This window comes from Mediterraneibacter torques, assembly GCF_044591705.1.
GTDB classification, from domain to species: domain Bacteria; phylum Bacillota; class Clostridia; order Lachnospirales; family Lachnospiraceae; genus Mediterraneibacter; species Mediterraneibacter torques.
This window is the reverse complement of record NZ_CP172594.1, coordinates 36899-55618: the sequence shown is the minus strand read 5'-3', so window position 1 is coordinate 55618 and position 18720 is coordinate 36899. Positions and strand designations below refer to the sequence as shown.

8 protein-coding genes and 1 pseudogene are annotated in these 18720 nt (G+C 44.0%); all 9 read right to left on the bottom strand.

Annotated features, from left to right (window positions below; translation table 11 throughout):
- Window positions 1-54: 54 nt before the first annotated feature.
- Window positions 55-1248 (bottom strand): phosphopentomutase, encoded by a 1194-nt coding sequence (locus tag ACH9UM_RS00205; protein WP_004846007.1) that lies wholly within the window; start codon window positions 1246-1248, stop codon window positions 55-57.
- A gap of 75 nt (window positions 1249-1323) precedes the next feature.
- Window positions 1324-2421 carry a HigA family addiction module antitoxin gene (locus tag ACH9UM_RS00200; protein WP_004846006.1) on the bottom strand — a complete coding sequence of 366 codons (1098 nt, stop codon included), beginning with the start codon at window positions 2419-2421 and terminating at the stop codon, window positions 1324-1326.
- Entirely contained in the window at window positions 2390-2728 is a 339-nt protein-coding gene (locus tag ACH9UM_RS00195; protein WP_009242520.1) for a hypothetical protein, read from the bottom strand. Before ACH9UM_RS00195 ends, ACH9UM_RS00200 begins: the two co-directional genes overlap by 32 nt.
- A gap of 73 nt (window positions 2729-2801) precedes the next feature.
- Window positions 2802-3206 (bottom strand): cytidine deaminase, encoded by a 405-nt coding sequence (cdd, locus tag ACH9UM_RS00190; RefSeq protein WP_227071237.1) that lies wholly within the window; start codon window positions 3204-3206, stop codon window positions 2802-2804.
- Window positions 3207-3251: 45 nt separating this feature from the next.
- Window positions 3252-3902: pseudogene (gene deoC, locus ACH9UM_RS00185) on the bottom strand (deoxyribose-phosphate aldolase); the annotation flags it as partial.
- A 201-nt stretch (window positions 3903-4103) separates the two neighbouring features.
- Window positions 4104-4886, bottom strand: a complete 783-nt coding sequence (udp, locus tag ACH9UM_RS00180; protein ID WP_004846003.1) for a uridine phosphorylase — start codon at window positions 4884-4886, stop codon at window positions 4104-4106.
- Between the two features lie 185 nt (window positions 4887-5071).
- The gene (glgB, locus tag ACH9UM_RS00175) at window positions 5072-7150 is read right to left on the bottom strand and encodes a 1,4-alpha-glucan branching protein GlgB (protein WP_004846002.1); all 2079 of its coding nucleotides are present in this window, start codon (window positions 7148-7150) and stop codon (window positions 5072-5074) included.
- A 187-nt stretch (window positions 7151-7337) separates the two neighbouring features.
- Window positions 7338-11117, bottom strand: coding sequence for a hypothetical protein (locus ACH9UM_RS00170; protein WP_009320683.1), 3780 nt, complete (start codon window positions 11115-11117; stop codon window positions 7338-7340).
- Between the two features lie 952 nt (window positions 11118-12069).
- Window positions 12070-18702: a discoidin domain-containing protein gene (locus tag ACH9UM_RS00165; protein ID WP_400091613.1), complete on the bottom strand. Its 6633-nt coding sequence runs from the start codon at window positions 18700-18702 to the stop codon at window positions 12070-12072.
- Window positions 18703-18720 lie beyond the last annotated feature (18 nt).

Below are 18720 nucleotides of genomic sequence, written 5' to 3'. Positions count from 1 at the left end.
TTTACAGTTTTTCATCCTACTTCCGCTTTGATTTTTTTACATTTTCACGGTTTACTACTGCTGCAGCCTGCTTAAAACAGAATATCCTATCGTTCCTTTCGGCATATCTACTCCGAAGTTCTCTGCTACAGTCGCCCCTATCACCGCAAACGTCTCTGCTTCCGGAAGCGGACCTCCCGCCTGCATTCTTTTGCTGTATGCAAGGAAAGGAACATACTCTCTCGTATGATCCGTTCCCTTGTATGTCGGATCATTCCCGTGATCTGCGGTCAGGATCAATAGATCATCCTGCGAAAGACATTCCAGCAAAACGCCGAGTTTCTCATCAAACTTTTCGATCTCTTTGCCATACCCTTCTACATTTCTCCGATGCCCCCATAATGCGTCAAAATCAACAAGGTTTACAAAACACAGTCCCGTAAATTCCTCTTTGCACACATCGATCGTCTGTTCCATCCCATGAACGGAACTTTCCGAATGATATGTTTTCGTAATCCCTTCCCCGCAGAAAATGTCATGAATCTTTCCCACGCCGATCACATCATTCCCCGCATCTTTCAGAGCATTTAAAACAGTGGGCGCCGGCGGCTTCAACGCGTAGTCTCTCCGATTGCTCGTCCTTTTAAACTCACCTTTTTTCATTCCGATATACGGTCTTGCGATCACCCTTCCTACGCGCCATTCATCTTTCATCGTGATCCGCCTTGCAGTCTCACAGCACCGATACAGTTCTTCCAGATCGAAAGTCTCTTCATTTCCGCAGATCTGCATAACCGAATCCGCCGACGTATACACGATCATAGATCCTGTACGAATCTCTTCCTCGCCCAGCTCTTCTATAATCTCAGTACCGCTCGCGCTTTTATTTCCGATCACCTTTTTCCCACACTGTTTCTCCAGCTCCTTGATCAATTCTGCCGGAAATCCATGTTCCGTAAAAGTCCGAAACGGCTTTTCCGTTTTAATCCCCATCATCTCCCAGTGTCCGGTCATCGTATCTTTTCCGTTGCTCGCTTCCCGCATCCGCATGAAGCGCCCCTCGGGAGACTCGACGCCTTTCATATCTCCGCCGCACTTTAAGTTCAGAAACCCAAGCCTGCGAAGATTCGGAATATTCAAAGTTTTTGTTTTCTCCAAAATATGTCCGAACGTATCCGCGCCTTCATCTGCGAACCGAGCCGCATCCGGCATCGCCCCGATCCCGAGAGAATCAAGAACGATTACAAATATTCTTTTATACATTTCCATTATCCCATCTCCCTGTACAACACTCTTATATCTTGCCCTTATTCCCAATAAATCAATACTGTATCCACTTTATTCTTATGAACAGTCTCCCCATTTATACCGCAATTTGTAATTACTATACTGATGATAATCCAGATATTTCTCCTTTTGAAGTCTTCCGATAACAATGTAAGGCATCACATTCTGAGTCCGTGCATAACTACAGATTGCTTCAAATGTAAAGTCTCCTTTTTGGATAAAACTTGCATAACTCTCCGGTGACAAAAGTCTATCTCTCGCAAAAAGATCTGCTGCCGTCTCCTTATCCACATCACTCCCGTCATCTATAAATTTAATACTTTTACCTATATCTCCATTTACAATATGTCCCAGTTCATGAAATAAAGAAAACCAAAAAATATCCGCAAACGCTCCCCTTATCGTCAAAACCATTTGATACACCCCATCGCTCCGCCGAAAAATATACCCTTGCACAGGCGCTCCTCTAAAATTTTTCACAACAGAAAAATCTATGCCATATTCTCCCAATACAGTTTTCAAATGATTTTGAAAATCCACATTCTTCTGACACATAACATTTTTTATTTTACCTATCAATTCGTTTATATGCTCTACTTCAAACTTTGTTGAAACATTTTGATTATTCTCCAAAATTTGACACAAACGAATCCATGCCCCCAACACATTTCTATTTACCGATAAGTTTCCGGACATCCGAAATGCTCCCCCGGGAATTATTTCATTTAAATTTACCAAATTACTAATCTGCAGAATTTTACGAAGAGAAAGTATCGAATCATCTTTATTTTCACGACTAGGCATCATGCCTCTTTCTCTAAAGTATTTCACAATTTCTTTTAAGTCTTCCCTCACGATACGCTCTTCTTCCGTAATCGTCTGTAATTCATTTGCTTCCAAAAGTTCCGCCTCATAGTTCGCCTGAAGATTCAGCCAAAAAGACTTTGGTACTCCGATTGCATACTCTAATCCTCTGGCAAAGTTTGCAGATATCCCTTTCTTTCCGGCAATAACATTGCTTACGTAAGCCGGAGAAACGCCTGCACTCGACGCCAGTTCACTCTGTGTGATTCCACGTTCTTCCAAGACGTCTGCAATCGTTTCTCCCGGGTGAATTATTAAATCACGGGATATACCAATTTTCTTTGCTGCCATGATAATCACTCACTCCTTCCACTTCTATTTCCGTACAAATCATAACCGTATCCTGTTCGGCATTCGGCTCGATAATCAATCTTACATTTGCCGCTACATGCAACGAATATCGAATACTTTCGCATCCTTCTAACTGTTCAGGCTTTCCTAATCTCAATTTCAAAAAATCTCCAAAACATTCCGCCGCTTTTAGTCTGTCCATATGCTTTTTTATTGTTTTCACCCACTCAAAAGGCAGTTTCTTTTGCATCTTTTTATAATCTTTAAAGTATTTTTCAACTTTTCCATTCGCATATGTTATTTCCACTCAATACATCACCCTCACATTAACCTTTTGGTTAATTTATTATGTCATGTTTTCTTTTTCTTGTCAATCGTTCCTACAGATACTCCGACCCAAACCCAAACGGCAAAAGTTCTTCCAACCGAAGGATTCTATACTTTTCCCTGCCTGATGCCAATATCACCTTGAACTTCTTCGGATCGCAAAATTCTGCCATAACCTGACGGCACACTCCGCAAGGAGGCGTACATACTGTTTCTGAAATATCTTTTCCACCGATGATGCAAATTGCGCGAAACTTCCTTTCTCCTTCGCTCACCGCCTTAAAAAACGCAGTTCTCTCCGCACAATTTGTCGGTGAAAATGCAGAATTTTCTATATTGCATCCGGTATAGATCCTGCCGCTTTCAGCCAAAAGAGCTGCGCCTACTTTAAATCCCGAGTAGGGACTGTATGAATACGCCAGTTGTGCAGTCGCTGTCTCAATTAACTTTGCGATCATTCCCTGCGATAATTCCATTTCACAAGTTCCTTCCGCCGGGTTTTCTTCTTCCGTTTTCACGATTTTTACAATGCGGCTCGTTCCGAGTCTGTCTGCCCCAAGCTCCAGAAACTTTTCCGCGTCTTCCATCGAGGAAATGCCGCCCGCCGCTTTCATCTTCACGTTACCGCCGACATGATCCGCAAACAGGCTGATATCGTCAAAAGTCGCGCCTGCTTTTGAAAAACCTGTGGACGTTTTAATATAATCCGCTCCCGAACGAGTGACGATCTCACACATTTTCACTTTTTCTTCATCTGTCAAAAGACATGTTTCTATGATCACTTTAAGAACTTTACTGCCGCACGCATTTTTCAGAATGCGGATTTCTTCTTCGATCTGATCGTATTTTCTGTCTTTCAGCCATCCGATATTGATAACCATATCGATCTCATCCGCTCCGTTTGCGATCGCATCTTTTGTCTCAAATTCCTTTACGGCAGTCGTCTCGTAACCGTTCGGAAAACCGATCACAGTACAAATCGGAACTCTTCCGCCTACATATTCCGCCGCTTGCTTCACATAACTTGGAGGAATACAGACTGACGCCGTATCATATTTCACCGCATCATCACATACCTGACGAATCTCATCCCACACAGCTTCCTGCGACAGCAATGTGTGATCCACATGCCGTAAAATTTCTTTTTCATTCATATCCTTCATTTGACCGTTTATTTCCTCTCTTTATTTTCCGCATTTATTTTCTTTCACTTATTTTTCCCGCTTTTTCCCCTCATTTCTTTTCTCGCGTTTATTTTCTTTCATTTATTTTTCCCGCTTATCTCCCCCATTCATTTTTCCGTTTTTCTTTTCTCCCGCTCTTTTCTTCTCGTTGTCATTTTCTTTATATGCATTCTACTCTTTTTTCCGTTCTTCGGAAATCAATCTGCGGATCGCGTCCACTGCCACCCGGATCGCCATGTCCGTATCGTGCACTACCGGGTTCTCAAGTCCTGCTTTCTCACGTTCCTGATTCGCGATCACAAGAAAACACGAGCCGACCCGCACCCCAAGGCTGCTCGCCACAACAAACAGAGCCGCCGATTCCATTTCCGAGGCAAGACAGCCGAGTTGTTTCCACGCCTCCCACTTATGAAGCAGATCGTAGCCTACCGGCTTTCTCTCCGGTTCATGCTGACCGTAAAACGAATCTTTGCACTGTACAACTCCCGTATGGAACGGATATCCTTTTGATTTAACAGCTTTCACAAGCGCATTCGTCACTGTCAGATCGGGCACTGCCGGAAATTCGATCGGCGCATACTCCCTGCTCGTTCCTTCCATCCTGATTGCCCCTGTTGACACAACGATATCTCCGCTTTTCACATCTGTCTGCATTCCGCCGCAAGTTCCGATCCTGATAAACGTATCCGCACCGCACCTACAAAGTTCTTCCATTGCAATAGCTGCCGACGGTCCTCCTATTCCCGTAGATGTAACGCTTACCTTCACTTGATCGAGCGTTCCTGTATATGTCACATACTCTCTGTTATCTGCAATCAACACCGGGTTATCTAAATATTGCGCGATCTTCACACATCTTTTCGGATCTCCGGGCATAATGACGTACTTCCCGATTTCCCCTTTTGCAGTTTGTATATGATACTGTCTGTTCGGATCTTCCGAATAATTTTTCATCTGCTGTTCCTCCTCACTTTGCCGGTAAAAACAAAACCGCCGCAAAACAGACAGGCTATTTCAAAAAATCCCCCATCTACTTTGCGGCAGTTTGCTCTGCATTTTTTACCTTTTATATAATAGTGAACCGCCCACCGGTTAAATCCAATGGGGTTCCGGTTTCAAGTCAGAAGCTGCCTGACATCTTAATACTCAAACACTGCCACACCATAGGCCGGAAGCGGGTATGCGATCGAATACGCCTGACCGTCGCATTCCTTTTTCACCGGTTTGTAAGTAAGCGGACGTTTTTCCCCTTTTCCTCCGTACTTTTCCTCATCACTGTTCAAAACAAGCTTCAGCGTTTTCCTCGTCGGAACGCCGACTCTGTAATCTTCTCTTTCCACAGGAGTAAAGTTGCAGACGAAAAGCAAATTCTTTTCTTTATTCTTGGAATGTCTTACAAAGCTGTAAATACTTCTGAAAATATCATCCGCATTGATCCACTCAAATCCCGCCGGATCATTGTCCATTTCATAAAGAGCTTTATTGTTTTTATACAAATGAAGCAGATCCCGATACCAGTTCTGAATATCTCTGTGCTCAGGTTCGGCGAGCAGGAACCAATCGATCTCTCTCTTTTCGCTCCATTCTCTAAGCTGTGCAAATTCCTGACCCATGAACAGAAGTTTCTTTCCCGGATGGCCCATCATAAACGCATAGCCTGCTTTTAGGTTGGCAAATTTATCGAACCCAAGTCCCGGCATTTTATTGATCATCGAACACTTCAGATGAACAACTTCGTCATGCGACAACACAAGAATATAATTTTCACTGTATGCATACTGCATCGCAAACGTCATCATATGATGTGCATTTTTACGGAAATACGGATCAAGTTTCATGTACTCCGTAAAATCGTGCATCCATCCCATATTCCATTTCAGGCTGAAACCAAGGCCGTCGTCTTCGGGCGATCCTGTCACCTTCGGCCATGCCGTCGATTCTTCCGCGATCATCACAGCGCCTTTGTTCCGTCCCAGAACAACCGAATTCAAATGTTTAAAGAAATCGATCGCCTCAAGATTCTCGTTGCCTCCGTATTTGTTCGCGACCCACTGTCCGTCCTGTTTTCCGTAATCAAGATAGAGCATCGACGCAACAGCATCCACACGGAGCCCGTCCACATGGAAATGTTCGATCCAGAATAATGCGTTTGCAATCAGGAAGTTGCGCACTTCCGCTTTTCCGTAATCAAATACTTTCGTTCCCCAATCCGGATGTTCTCCGAGTCTGGGATCTGCATACTCGAATGTCGGAGTTCCGTCAAAATCAGCAAGCCCGTGAGCATCTTTCGGAAAATGCGCCGGAACCCAGTCAAGAATCACTCCTATATTGTTTTTATGCAGAAGGTCAACCAGATATGCAAAATCTTCAGGACTTCCGTATCTTGAAGTCGGCGCATAATATCCCGTAACCTGATATCCCCACGAACCGTCAAACGGATGCTCTGCAATGCCCATCAGTTCTACATGAGTGTATCCCATCTCTTTTACATATTTTACGATCGCCTTGGCGAACTCTCTGTATGTGTAGAATCCTTCATCTTCCCTTCCCGGGTGACGCATCCACGAACCCATATGAACTTCATAGATCGACATCGGATTCTTCTTATGATTCCATGTCTTCCGCGCTTTCATCCATGCGTCATCCGTCCATCTTATACGGGAAAGATCCGTAATACGAGACGCCGTTCCCGGACGAAGCTCCGCATAATTTGCAAACGGATCCGCCTTATAAAGAAGCTCGCCTTTCTGCGTCTCAATACAGAACTTATAAAGCTGTCCTTCTTTCGCTTCCGGTACAAACTTCACATAAATACCTAGAGGCTCCTGACGCTCCATTCTGTCTCTTTCCAAATTCCAGTCATTAAATTCCCCGACTACAGACACATTCTTCGCATTCGGCGCCCATACCGCGAAATAAACGCCCTCCGTTTTGTCGTTCACTACTTTATGTGCGCCTAATTTTTTATAGATCTCGTAATGGTTTCCCTGACCAAACAGGTAATGATCCAATTCTCCTATCTCATAGGCATGTTCATTCGCTTTCATACTTGCCGCATCCGCCGCAGTGTTTTTCGCCGGACTGTTCGCCCTGTTCCGGCTTGCGCCGCCTGACGCCTTTTTCACCGCACTGCCCGCCATACCGCCGGCTGCATGATTCACGATGCCTTTGCCTGCACTTTTTGCCGCGTTTCTGCCCGCACCTTTTCTCCTTGCCATAAAAGCCCACCTCGCCGTTTCCTCATAATAAAATATCGAAGCGTTTCTGCCCGCTTCCGTGATAGTTTCATTATACTTGATTCCGTCCAAAAAATAAAGAGAAACAGACAGCTCTTTCCCGCCCGTTTCTCTTGTATTTTGTCTATTTATGCACACATTTTAAATTATAGTCTATTATCGTGCTTCTTTATATATTAAAATCTTTTTCAGAAAGAATAATACGGTCTGACTCGTCTGTATTTCTTCCAAAAACTTTCCGCATCAATTTCTTCGCGGACGCCTTCTGAGAATGACGGATCGCGTCATCCATAACTTCTTTCACTTCCGCAACCGTCACAAAATGATCTTCCCTCTGCAGAGAATCAATTTTACTATACAGCGCAAGAATTCCCATCTCGTCAATGTGATATCCGTTTTCTTTCGCATACGTCTGACCGAACGTAACAAGCTCATCGTTGATGAAAATCGGCACTTCCAGTCTTGATGTGAATTTTTTCCTGAATTCTCTGTTCGATGACAACAGTCTGTCAAGCGGCTTTCTCTGCTCTTCCAAGACGATCAGCATCTCGCCTGTATCCTGCTCCATCGCTTTATTAAGACGCGCAACTGTCTTTTCATTCATTTTGGACGCTTTCTCAATGATCAGAGCGCCGCCGTAAAGTTTTTCGACAATATCGCTGATCTTCTTCTTATTCAGAGAATCTCCTGTCACGATCGCGACCTTGCCCTGACGGATGTCTCTTTGCTTCTGGATCGCTTTCACGACGTCAACGGCAAGAACCGTTTTTCCGTTGCCTTTATTTCCAATGATAAGCAAGTTGCCCGTTCTCGAAGTCCCTTTTCTGTTCGTACAGTTCTTATCCTGCTCAAGCACATCGACAAGCTGTTCGCTCATTCCGCGCACCGGAACAAAGTAAGAAAACAGTTTCTTCTGTTCCTCTGTAAGTCCGGCTCTCGTTCCGATACCGCTTTGCATCTCAAGGTCATATCTTCCATGTACGACAAAACCGGTATCCATTGACAATGCATCCGAGATCTCATCGAGCGGAAGCGGCGCAGTCTTACCTGTCGCAATCAGCTTCGCAGTCTCTTTACGGCTAAGCGGTGTCGTCGCCGACATAATGTCGATCGGCTCGTCATCATCAGGAATCTCTCTGTCGTCATCCTCTCCCGAATAATCAGGATTTACTGTGAACTCATCCTCAATGTCCTGAATCTCTTCCGCGTCATCTTCCCCGAAGAAATACTCGTCATCTGCGTTTCCTTCCGCCTCTTCGATCACTTCATCCGCTTCTTCGTAGTAATCTTCTTCCGGTTCTTCAATCACTTCTTCTGACTCTTCATAGTAATCTTCTTCCGGCTCTTCGATCACTTCTTCTGACTCTTCATAGTAATCTTCTTCCGGTTCTTCGATCACTTCCTCTGATTCTTCATAGTAATCTTCCTCCGGTTCTTCGATCACTTCTTCTGATTCTTCATAGTAATCTTCTTCCGGCTCTTCGATCACTTCGTCTGCTTCTTCGTAGTAATCTTCCTCCGGTTCTTCGATCACTTCCTCTGATTCTTCATAGTAATCTTCTTCCGGCTCTTCGATCACTTCGTCTGCTTCCTCATAGTAGTCTTCTTCAAAGTAATCGTCATCCAAATCTTCCTCGAACTCCTCGTCGAAATCTTCGTCAAAGTCATCATCAAAATCATCGTCGATTCTAAGATCCTCCGCAACCTGACCCATGTTTTCGCTTGGTTCTTCTTTTCTCTTAAGATATACTCCTGTAGGTTCTTTCTTTTCTTCTTCCGGCGGGATAATTCCCTCAATTTCATCAATCATACGTTGAATATCCGGCGGTAAAATCGGTGTTGTTTTCTTATTCGTCTCCATAGTATCCCCTTTTGCTGTATCCCCTGCTGAATCTATAACTTCTTCTTGTTCCGATTCGGATGCTCCTTCTGCATCCGTCCCCTCTTCAACCGGCTCATCCTCTCCTGCATTTTCTTCAAATCCCGAAAGGATATCTTCCAAACTGATCTGACCTGTAATCTGATCGTCCTCTTTTATTTCAGCGGCCGCTTCCGCTTGCGCTGCCTCCTCCGCTTGTGCGGCTTCTTCTGCTTGTGCCGCCTCTTCCGCTCTTGCGGCTTCTTCTGCTTGTGCCGCCTTTTCTGCTCTTGCGGCTTCTTCCGCTTTCTCCTCTTCTTCTGCCTGTAATGCGGCGCGGCGTTTTTCCTCTTTCAAACGACTTACCATGTCTATATCTGCAACCGACTCAATCTCTCCGATCGCCTGCTCCAGATCCGCAAGATCTTCTTCATCCTCGATCTCATCTTTTCTTACCGGACGGAATTTGATCTGGGATGTATTTCCCATATCCTTTTCTTTGCCGAATTCCGACTCCTCTTCATCCTCAAAGTCAAAATCCATCGCTCCTGTTTCCGTCAAATCGAACTCCGACTCTTCTTCGTCTTCAAAATCAAAGTCCATCGCTCCCGTTTCCGTCAAGTCAAACTCCGGCTCTCCTTCATCTTCAAAGTCAAAGTCCATCGCTCCCGTTTCCGTCAAGTCAAACTCCGGCTCTTCTTCATTCTCAAAGTCGAAATCCATCGCTCCCGTTTCCGTTAAATCAAACTCCGGCTCTTCTTCATCTTCAAAGTCAAAGTCCATCGCTCCCGTTTCCGTCAAATCAGATTCCGACTCTTCTTCATCTTCAAAATTAAAATCCATCGGAGCTGTCTCGTCTTGGAAATCATCTGCCGTCAATTCTTCCAACTCCGGATGAAGAAGTTTTCTCAATGCAACGTCTAACGGCATCGTATCTCCCAGTTTCTTTTTAGCAGGCTGCCTTTCTTCTTCCGGCTCTGCGGTTGTCTCCAGCACATCCGGTCCTTTTATTCCTTCCGGTACGCGCTCCTCCGGCTCATCGACTCCTTCTGCTTCGGAAACATCCGTCGGCAGATATGCGTCTTCTGTCTGCCCGGCATCTTCCGCATCTATCGGCACCTGCTCGTCCTGTTCAACATGATCCTCTGCATCCTCCGCCGGTGAATCCGCTTCTAACGCCTTGATCTCGTCGGCTTCCCACGCTTCCGTATCTACTTCCACCGGGTCGTTCGGCAAAGTGATCTCTCTTACTCCTTCTGAGATCGTTTCCGGCATCATGTCCGGAACAAGTTCCTCCATTCCCTTCGGAACTCGTGCGTTCACCTGCTGTTCGGCAGCGAAATCAGCATCGGCAACTTCGGAGTCGGCAGCCATAAGTTCAGCTCCCGGCAAACCGTTTTCTTCTTCCTCCTGCTCGGATTCATCTGCCTCTGCATAAGAAAAAATATCAGGAATCTCCTCTGTCTCCTCGGACGTCCTTGCATAACGCTTATCGTACTTTTCCTGCTGGGAAGGAGTCAGTGGTTTGTACTGCATCTTCAGTTCCATCGCCTTATAGACATACTGCCCCTCGCTGAACCAAAGAATCAAATCGTCACACTCTTCCAGACATTCTGATGTCATACCGGCTTCCTGATACAGCTTCGCCAGTTCATATGCCCACTCTTCAATATATTCGGATTTCTTATATTCTTCAAGAGCTTCGATCTGCTGCTCGATCGGCGCCCTCTGCGCGCGGAGAATCTTATATCTTAAAATGTACTGATTCGGGTCTTTCGGCGCGATCTGCATAAACTCATCGTAAAAATCGATCGCCTCATCGACATTTCCCGTCTTAAGAGCCAATCCGCACAGACGGCTGATAATCTTACGGCTTCCTTCCGCCCGCTGATATGCAAGCGTCAAAATGTCATATCCCTTCTGATATTCTCCGGTTTTTTCATAAATTTCACTGACGTTTGACAACATCACTGCATTGCGCACGCGCCTCCAGTCAATTTCATCTGCGATCGCCGCCGCTCTGCTGTACGCGCCGCTCTCCATAAGTTCGAGCATCCGTTCAGTCTTTGATTTATATTCGTATTTATCCACCGCATTCACCTCATTAAAAAATAGTTTTGTACAGAGCAGTGTCTTTCCTTCTATGTTTCTTTACATACTATATCTTTCAATATTTTATCATATGCATTTCGCAATGTCAAAAAAATGCACCCTCAATTAACATTGAAGATGCATTTTTATAATCTATTTAATTTTTTCATATTCTCTTTATTTTTAAATCGGAGGCAAATATTAGATTCTGTTCCTGTAAGACCTCTGCCATTGTTATTTGATCTGCGGTCGATTTATTAAGACCTGCTTATTAAATCTTCCCTCCTTCAATTAACAAATTCGAGTTCATAACAGTATCCTTATCACATATCACTTACGTTCCTTGTTTCCGGTACCACCACACATATTAAACCCGATATGCACGAATGATAATCTACTCAATGTTTCTTTACACATCTTTTGAAATTCTGCTATATGTGGTATCTATATTCAATATGTCTGCAAATGTTAAATCTTTCTGATCTCTATCCGGACTTCCAACTCTCCGATCAATTCTTTCGTTATTTTTATTCCGGATCATCTATCCTTGAGCAAAGGTCTCTTCTCCACAGGAACTTACACTTGCCGTACCACTAACATATTGATGATTCACTGAAATCACGCTGTCCATTGGTCTTTCCCTCCTGCTATCCGTTTATTTTTAATCTAATCGGGCAACTGATACGATGCCTTCTTAGTTAAATATCCTTTTGAGATGCTTTTGTTTTTATTTTGTTGTATCTCTTTTGGATGTCTTTATAATATCACCTGAGTTTTATTTTGTCAATACATTTTTATAAAAAACTTTAAATAATTACATTTTACTTTTATATTGTATGAATTTTCTGACAATGTTGCTGTCTCTGCAAAAAAGAATAAGGCGTCCGTTACCGAACGCCCTATTCCATAAAAGCTTAAATGTTTACTGCCTTAATCAAAAGACAAGTTTTCACTATGCTCTTTTTCTTCTAACCGCTACATAAGCAATTACCGACATTCCCGCAAGTACAAGCCACAGAGCTACATGTGCCGTATCTCCTGTCTGTACGCTTCCGCCCTGTGACGGAGTTGACGGAGTCTGCGGATCATTCTTCGGCGGAGTCTGTGTCTTCGTCAAACCTTCTGCCGCTGAATTCAACTGTGCCAAAGCAGCTTTTACCTGATCTGCTGTTGCAGCCTCGTTATCCAAGATTGCCTTAGCAGATTTCAGAGCGTTTTCAAACTTCGCCCAGCTCTCTGCTGTGTAACCGTCGTTCTTCTTATCTTTGTACTTGTCGTAAGCTGCCTGAAGCTCGCTCTTATCAACAGACGGTTTTCCGGAAAGCTTCAATGCTACGCGAGCGTCTCTTAACGCATTAAGCGCTGCGTCTACCGCTGCCTGATCACTGTTGCTGTTGTCTTCCACGATTGCTTTTGCCGCTTTCAGCGCATCTGCATATTCTTTCCAAGAATCTGCTGTATAGTCTGCCTCTTTCAGATCTTTATACTCTTCGATCAAAGCTTTCAATGCATCTGTGTTTCCACGCTGTACAAGCGCTGTAACCGCATCGTTCAACGCTTTTGCTGCTGCATCGATCTCCGTCTGATCTTTGCTGTCTTTCAGTACCTTTTCTGCATCTGAAAGAACTGTTTTCATTGCTTTGTAAGAATCTGTTGTGTACAAGTTCGCATCAGCCGCTTTCGCTGCATCGATTGCTGCTTTTAACGCCTCTTTATTGATCTGCTCTACTTTTACTAATGCTGTATGAGCATCTTCTAACGCTTTCTTCGCTGCGTCTACCGCTGCCTGATCAAGATTGCTGTTGTCTTTCACAACTTTTTCTGCCGCTGTCAACGCATCTGTGTACGCTTTCCAGGAATCTGTTGTGTAGTCTGCCTCTTTCAGACCTTCTGCTTTATATTCTGCGATCAAAGCTTTCAACGCATCTGTGTTTCCACGTTCTACAAGCGCAGCAACCGCATCATTCAAATCTTTTGCTTTCGCATCGATTGCCGCCTGATCCTTACCGTTTGTCAGAAGTTCTTCTGCTTCTGCAAGAACTTTTTCCATTGCATTGTAAGAAGCTGTTGTATATGCGTTTTCGTCTTTTGCTTTTGCCGCATCTACTGCTGCCTGCAGTTTGCTCTTATCAAGCTGCGGATCTACCGGAGCTTTTACGAGAGCTTCTTTTGCCGCTTTCAATGCGTCTTTCGCCGCATCTACTTCTGCCTGTGTCTTATTGCTGTTGTCTGCCACGATTCCATTTGCAGCTTCAAGAGCTTCTTCGTATTTCACCCATGTCTCATGTGTGTAATCCGCTTCTTTCAGTTCTTTGTACTCTTCAATAAGAGCTTTCAATGCATCTGTGTTTCCGCGTTTTGCCAATGCTGCATGTGCATCTTCTAACACTTTCTTCGCTGCATCTACCGCCGCCTGATCGCTGTTGCTGTTATCTGTTACGATTGCGTTTGCCGCATTCAGAGCAGTCTCATAAGCGCTCCATGTAGATGTTGTATGATCCTCTGCTTTCAAATTCTCTTTTGCGTACTGATCGATCAAAGCTTTCAGATCTGTTACATCTCCGCGAGCAACAAGTCCTTTCACAGCTTCAGTTAATTCTGCAACCATTGCGTCGATCGCATCTTTTGTACCGTTTACAAGAAGCTGTTTTGCTTCTGCAATTTTAGCTTTTACCGGCTCTGCACTTGTTACTGTACTTGTTTCAACTTTCTTCTCTGCGTCTGCGATTGCTTTCTTCAGAGCGGATGCATCTACAAGTTTAGCTTCTGCGCCTTCCAGTTTCTTAATCATAGCAGCTACTTCTTCCTGTGTCTGTGCTCCTGTCGCCACAAGATCATATCCTTCTTTAAGAAGAGCATTAAACGCTGCTGCGCTATCTGTTGTTGCGTTAGACGTATCTACCGCTGACAATACGCTCAATCTTTCGATCAAGGCTGTAATGTCTACGCCCGGTGTCTCGCCTTCTTCCGGTTTTGTTCCGTATACTTCAAGCTCTACAACGTGGTTTGTTGTTGTGTCATTGTTTGCTCTTCCGTACATGTAAACGCGAACAAACTGTGCTTTCGTTCCTTCCGGAAGCGTCCATGATTTACCCTGTGCAGTTTCTGCATAGTCTTCATCGAATTTTTCCGGTGCTTGTGTATACAGTTTATGAACATTCTGATCATCCGCATTATAGACGATTGTAGCTTTTCCTTCTGCAAAGTCTGTTTCTTTTTCTGCTACAGCTACTACTGTATCGCCATATGTTCTACCATCGCCCCAGTAACGATACAGTGACAGAGAGTTCACATCACATACAGCGCCTAAATCAACCTGCATATAAGATGATTCACGTCTATTGTCCGCACCGAACTCGGCATAGTTTGAACCAAAATCAGTTTTGTTTCCGTCAACAGCCATAGACATCGGTCTGTCGCCGCCTTTTGCTGCATCTGTGTCATCTGCCGTCCATTTTGCCGTTACATTTGCATCCTTTGCAATGTTCTTTGCTTCTACTTTCTCTCCATAGATCGCAAGATCACCGACTGTAATATACTTATTTTCATCAGTTGCTTGCCAGTGATAAGAAGACGTTCCACTGATACGTACATATCTAGCTTCCTGTGCCTCAAATGTAACTTCTGCCGGGAAAAGTGTCTGATCATTCTTATTCACAATCTTGTCCGAAAGATCAAGCCCGTTTTCTCCTGTTACCGAAGTCCATGTATCCTCTCCGTCTTTTCTAATTTCTACAATCAGATTCTTAATATTACCTGTACAATGCCAGTAGTTCTTTGCATCATTATAATAACGCGGTGTGTAGTCAACCTGATCCAATTTATACGTCGCACCCAAGTCAACTTGCAGCCATGCATTATCGCTGCTTACAGTACCTTCTTCCACTTTCTGACTTGTCCAGTATGTCGTGTTATCTCCATCTAAGACTTTATCTTTACTTCCTTCGCTCGTCTCAGAAACTGTGATCATATCATTTGTAAGTTTAAGTTTCGGAAGTCCTTCCTGCTCTCCGAGATTAGCCACTTCATTATAACCGTATGCGATATCATATACTGCCGCCGCTGTCACACCTTCACCTGCTGTGATCGCAGCTTTCTTAACTTCATGAAATCTGTTCTTTTCATTATAAGCAGATCCTTCCAGTGTTCCGTCTACATAAAGTTTCAGCATACCGTTGTTTTCTTTCACACCTACTACTTTATGCTCTGCTCCGTCATTGATTGACTTGCCGGAAACTGCTGTCGCACCATTCAGTGTGAAGGATGCTTTTCCTTCTGCTGTTACTTTCAGTTCGTACTGACCATTCTGGCTTACGAGTGACTTATCTGTTGCCGTTGTGTTTACAGCCGCATATACTGTGAATCCATTATTGGAATTCAGTGATCTGTCCGCTGCTGCAATTTCTCCTGCTTCTGCAATCGCTTCTTTTTCAACGATCACACTGTCTTTGTGATATACAACAGATGCAGCTTCAGTAGCTTTGTTGCCCGACATGTCTTTAATATCCTGCGGAATTACTTTTACTGTAGCTTCGTTTGCCGGAGCTTCTGCTAATACGATATGATATGTTGTATCGTCTGCGCTCTTCTTAATAGAAGAAACTTTTGCGTTTTCTACTTTAAAGAGGTTTCCTGATACTTTCTCATCGAATTTTACTGTAAGTTCTTTCGCACCGTCTGTCATGATTCTGTCGATCTTCGGCGCTGTTGTGTCTTTTTCTGCTGAAACACGTAAGATACGCACTTCGTTCGGTTTCAAGTTCACTGTGTATTCTTGACCATACTTTAATGTACCTGTCTGAGCAGACTTATCGGAAAGAAGATAGCTGTGCTCTAAGTAGTAGTTTAATGTGCCTGCACCTTCTGCAACGCCCATTGTACGGTCGAATGTGAACTTGATTGTCTTATCTGCATTTGCAGATGGGTTACGGAGTGAAATAATTCCGTCCGTTCCGTCGAAACATGAGAATCCGTATGCTTCTGCCTGCGTTTGGTCTGACAGATCTCCGTTACTCAGTTTTGTAATATCCGGTTTCCCTCCGATCATCTTGGAATTTTTGAGCATATGATAGTTTTCTTCTGCCCACTCAAGGAATTCTCCTGTGATCTCGTATTTTCCATCTGTCATAATACTGTCAGAGTAGTACAACTCCCAAAATGCCGTTCCACGAGTAGACAACATGTACAGATAGTTCTGGAAATCTTCATCTGTAGCAGTATTAACTGTCATTCCTGTTCCTTCTTTTCCGTAAATCGGATCATGGTTGTACAGATTCTGAAGCGGGAACTGGAACTGATGATTCTTCAGGAAGTCATAGTAACAAGCGTCACGATATGTAATCTGCTTATTCATCTTTGTTGTTCCGAAAGATGCATCCTTCTGATCATGTACGCACTGAATCCATACAGAGTTCGCCCACTGTAAATACCACGGACTCGGGTTTACATAACATGTAAGAGAGATCCAGAGTTTATTAATTCCGTCCTCTTTTTCACTCTGACGAACCGCTTCCATCAGATCGATCCATGCTTCCCACAGATCAGTCACATGATACATCTGGTGATAACCGCCTGTCATATGGTGATTAGACTCACTGTATACCGGAACGCCGTCTGCTCCGCCTAAATTGTTGAAATGATTATACTGAGCAGTATCTGCAAATCCATCCCATTTCCAGTAGTTGACATCCCAATCTTGCTGCCATTTAATCGCCATCTTTTTAAAATTCTCTACATATACACGGTCTGCAACGTCGATAGAATGTCCTGCTTTACTTCCTTTTTGTGCCCTCTCAATAATATTTGCTAATGTAGTGTAGAAGTTATATCCGCCTCTCGGTCCAACCCATACTCCAAAGTTACTTCCGAACTTCTTAACAAGTTCGCTGGACGGTGTCAATCCCTCCGGGAATTTCTCATTAAATGTCCAGAAACCTTCGGTATTCTCTATTGCTCCCGATTGTGCGTGTGACCCTGCTCCTATCGAACCATCATTATACGCATTCCATCCATCATCTACAACGTAAGAATCCAACGGACGAACTTCTGCTTTATTCAACTCACGATCAATTTCAATGAACGAAGCCAAAATATTTTCATCACTGATCTTCATCATGTTGTCGAACCATGAATTGTACTGTGTACGGAACTCTGACGGAGTTGCGATTGACTTGATGTACTCGAAGAAGTCTGCCTGAATAACTTCCTGCTCTGTACTTCTTGCCGCACCTGCAACTGTCTGCCATGTCACATACTTATCGTCTGTTGTCAACTGATTATCTTCTTTCAGTCTGCTGAACGTCTTACCACTGTAATAACGCATAAATCCTGTTCCGTTTACGATCTCTGTATCCGCTGCCGGGAACTCACATCCGAAGAACATTCCCTGAATGTAGATCGGCTGTCCGAGGTTCGCTTTGAACTCTTCCATCTGAACAACGCCGCCTTGACCTCTCGGAATTGTCCACTGTGCATCGGACTCTGCCACTTTCAGAGACTCAAGGTCGATATAGTCGATCTCAGCATCTGCCATCTTGTCATCCGGCACGTCGATCTCAAGGAATTTACGCATGAAGTGATCGCCTTCGTACATTACGATTACTTCGTCGATTGAATACTCTACGTTTTTGTGAGTGTACGGTTTGAAAGAAAATGTTACTTTCTTACCTGTTTTCTCTTTACCGTTGATCGTTGCCGTTGTATCTTCGACTTTGACTGCCTCATTGCCGTCTTTCAGCTCTAAATCGCTTGTCTCAAACGCACGGTCATCCGTATCTATCGGAGCTTTCTCTGCATGGAGATTAAACTCTGCTCCGCCGGCAAATCTTTCCCCATTGTTTGAAGATGTTGCTACGAACTTAATCTGTTTCGCAGTACATGCTTCTTTCAAGTTTACATAAATCGGATTTACACCATTGTACTCAAAATTGCCTTTTGCGATCGGTTCTCCCCAATCTTTTGAAGCATAATCAAGTTTTTCCGATGCTGTTGATGCATACAGTTCATATCCCTTGATATTTCCGTTTGTGTTTTCTCCTTCTTTTCTCGGTGTATAAGAGAAGGACTGGAATGTCACATCTTTTCCGAATGTGATTACTACATTATGCGGATAGTCCTGATCACCTTGTCCAGCCCCCCCATAATTTGAATGCCAGATACTCTCTGTTCTTCCATCTAACAAGTTAGATGCCGGTCCATCTGAGTCTCCGCTCGCATTCTGGTAGCTGTCTGCTGTTGCTTCCCAACCCGTCCGATTGATTCCCGGTAAGGTAATAGGGTCTTTTTTCTCTTTCGTTGTCTTAACAACGAATTCTTCACTTCCTTTTTGCGGAGTGAAGGTTGTTCCTTCTCCACCAGTTCTTTTGTTCACAATTTCAGTCGTAGACAATTTTTTGTCCGCTGTTGAAAATATTCTTTCGATGGCTCCGTTTCCGATTGTAACAGTATTATCTTTCTGCTCAACGGTTACTTTACCATACGGAACTGCAGTTTCATTTTCTGCCGCTCCGGCAACTGATGTTGTGGAGAAGACGCTCGTCACAACCATAGCTGCTGCGAGCGCTGCACTGAAAAATTTCTTTTTCATAATAATCTCTCCTTTCTC

Bases quoted from the DNA above. Each gene is read 5' to 3' on its own strand.
- ACH9UM_RS00205 (WP_004846007.1), bottom strand. From the start codon at position 1,248: ATGGAAATGTATAAAAGAATATTTGTAATCGTTCTTGATTCTCTCGGG.
- ACH9UM_RS00200 (WP_004846006.1), bottom strand. From the start codon at position 2,421: ATGGCAGCAAAGAAAATTGGTATATCCCGTGATTTAATAATTCACCCG.
- cdd (WP_227071237.1), bottom strand. From the start codon at position 3,206: ATGATCGCAAAGTTAATTGAGACAGCGACTGCACAACTGGCGTATTCA.
- udp (WP_004846003.1), bottom strand. From the start codon at position 4,886: ATGAAAAATTATTCGGAAGATCCGAACAGACAGTATCATATACAAACT.
- glgB (WP_004846002.1), bottom strand. From the start codon at position 7,150: ATGGCAAGGAGAAAAGGTGCGGGCAGAAACGCGGCAAAAAGTGCAGGC.
- ACH9UM_RS00165 (WP_400091613.1), bottom strand. From the start codon at position 18,702: ATGAAAAAGAAATTTTTCAGTGCAGCGCTCGCAGCAGCTATGGTTGTG.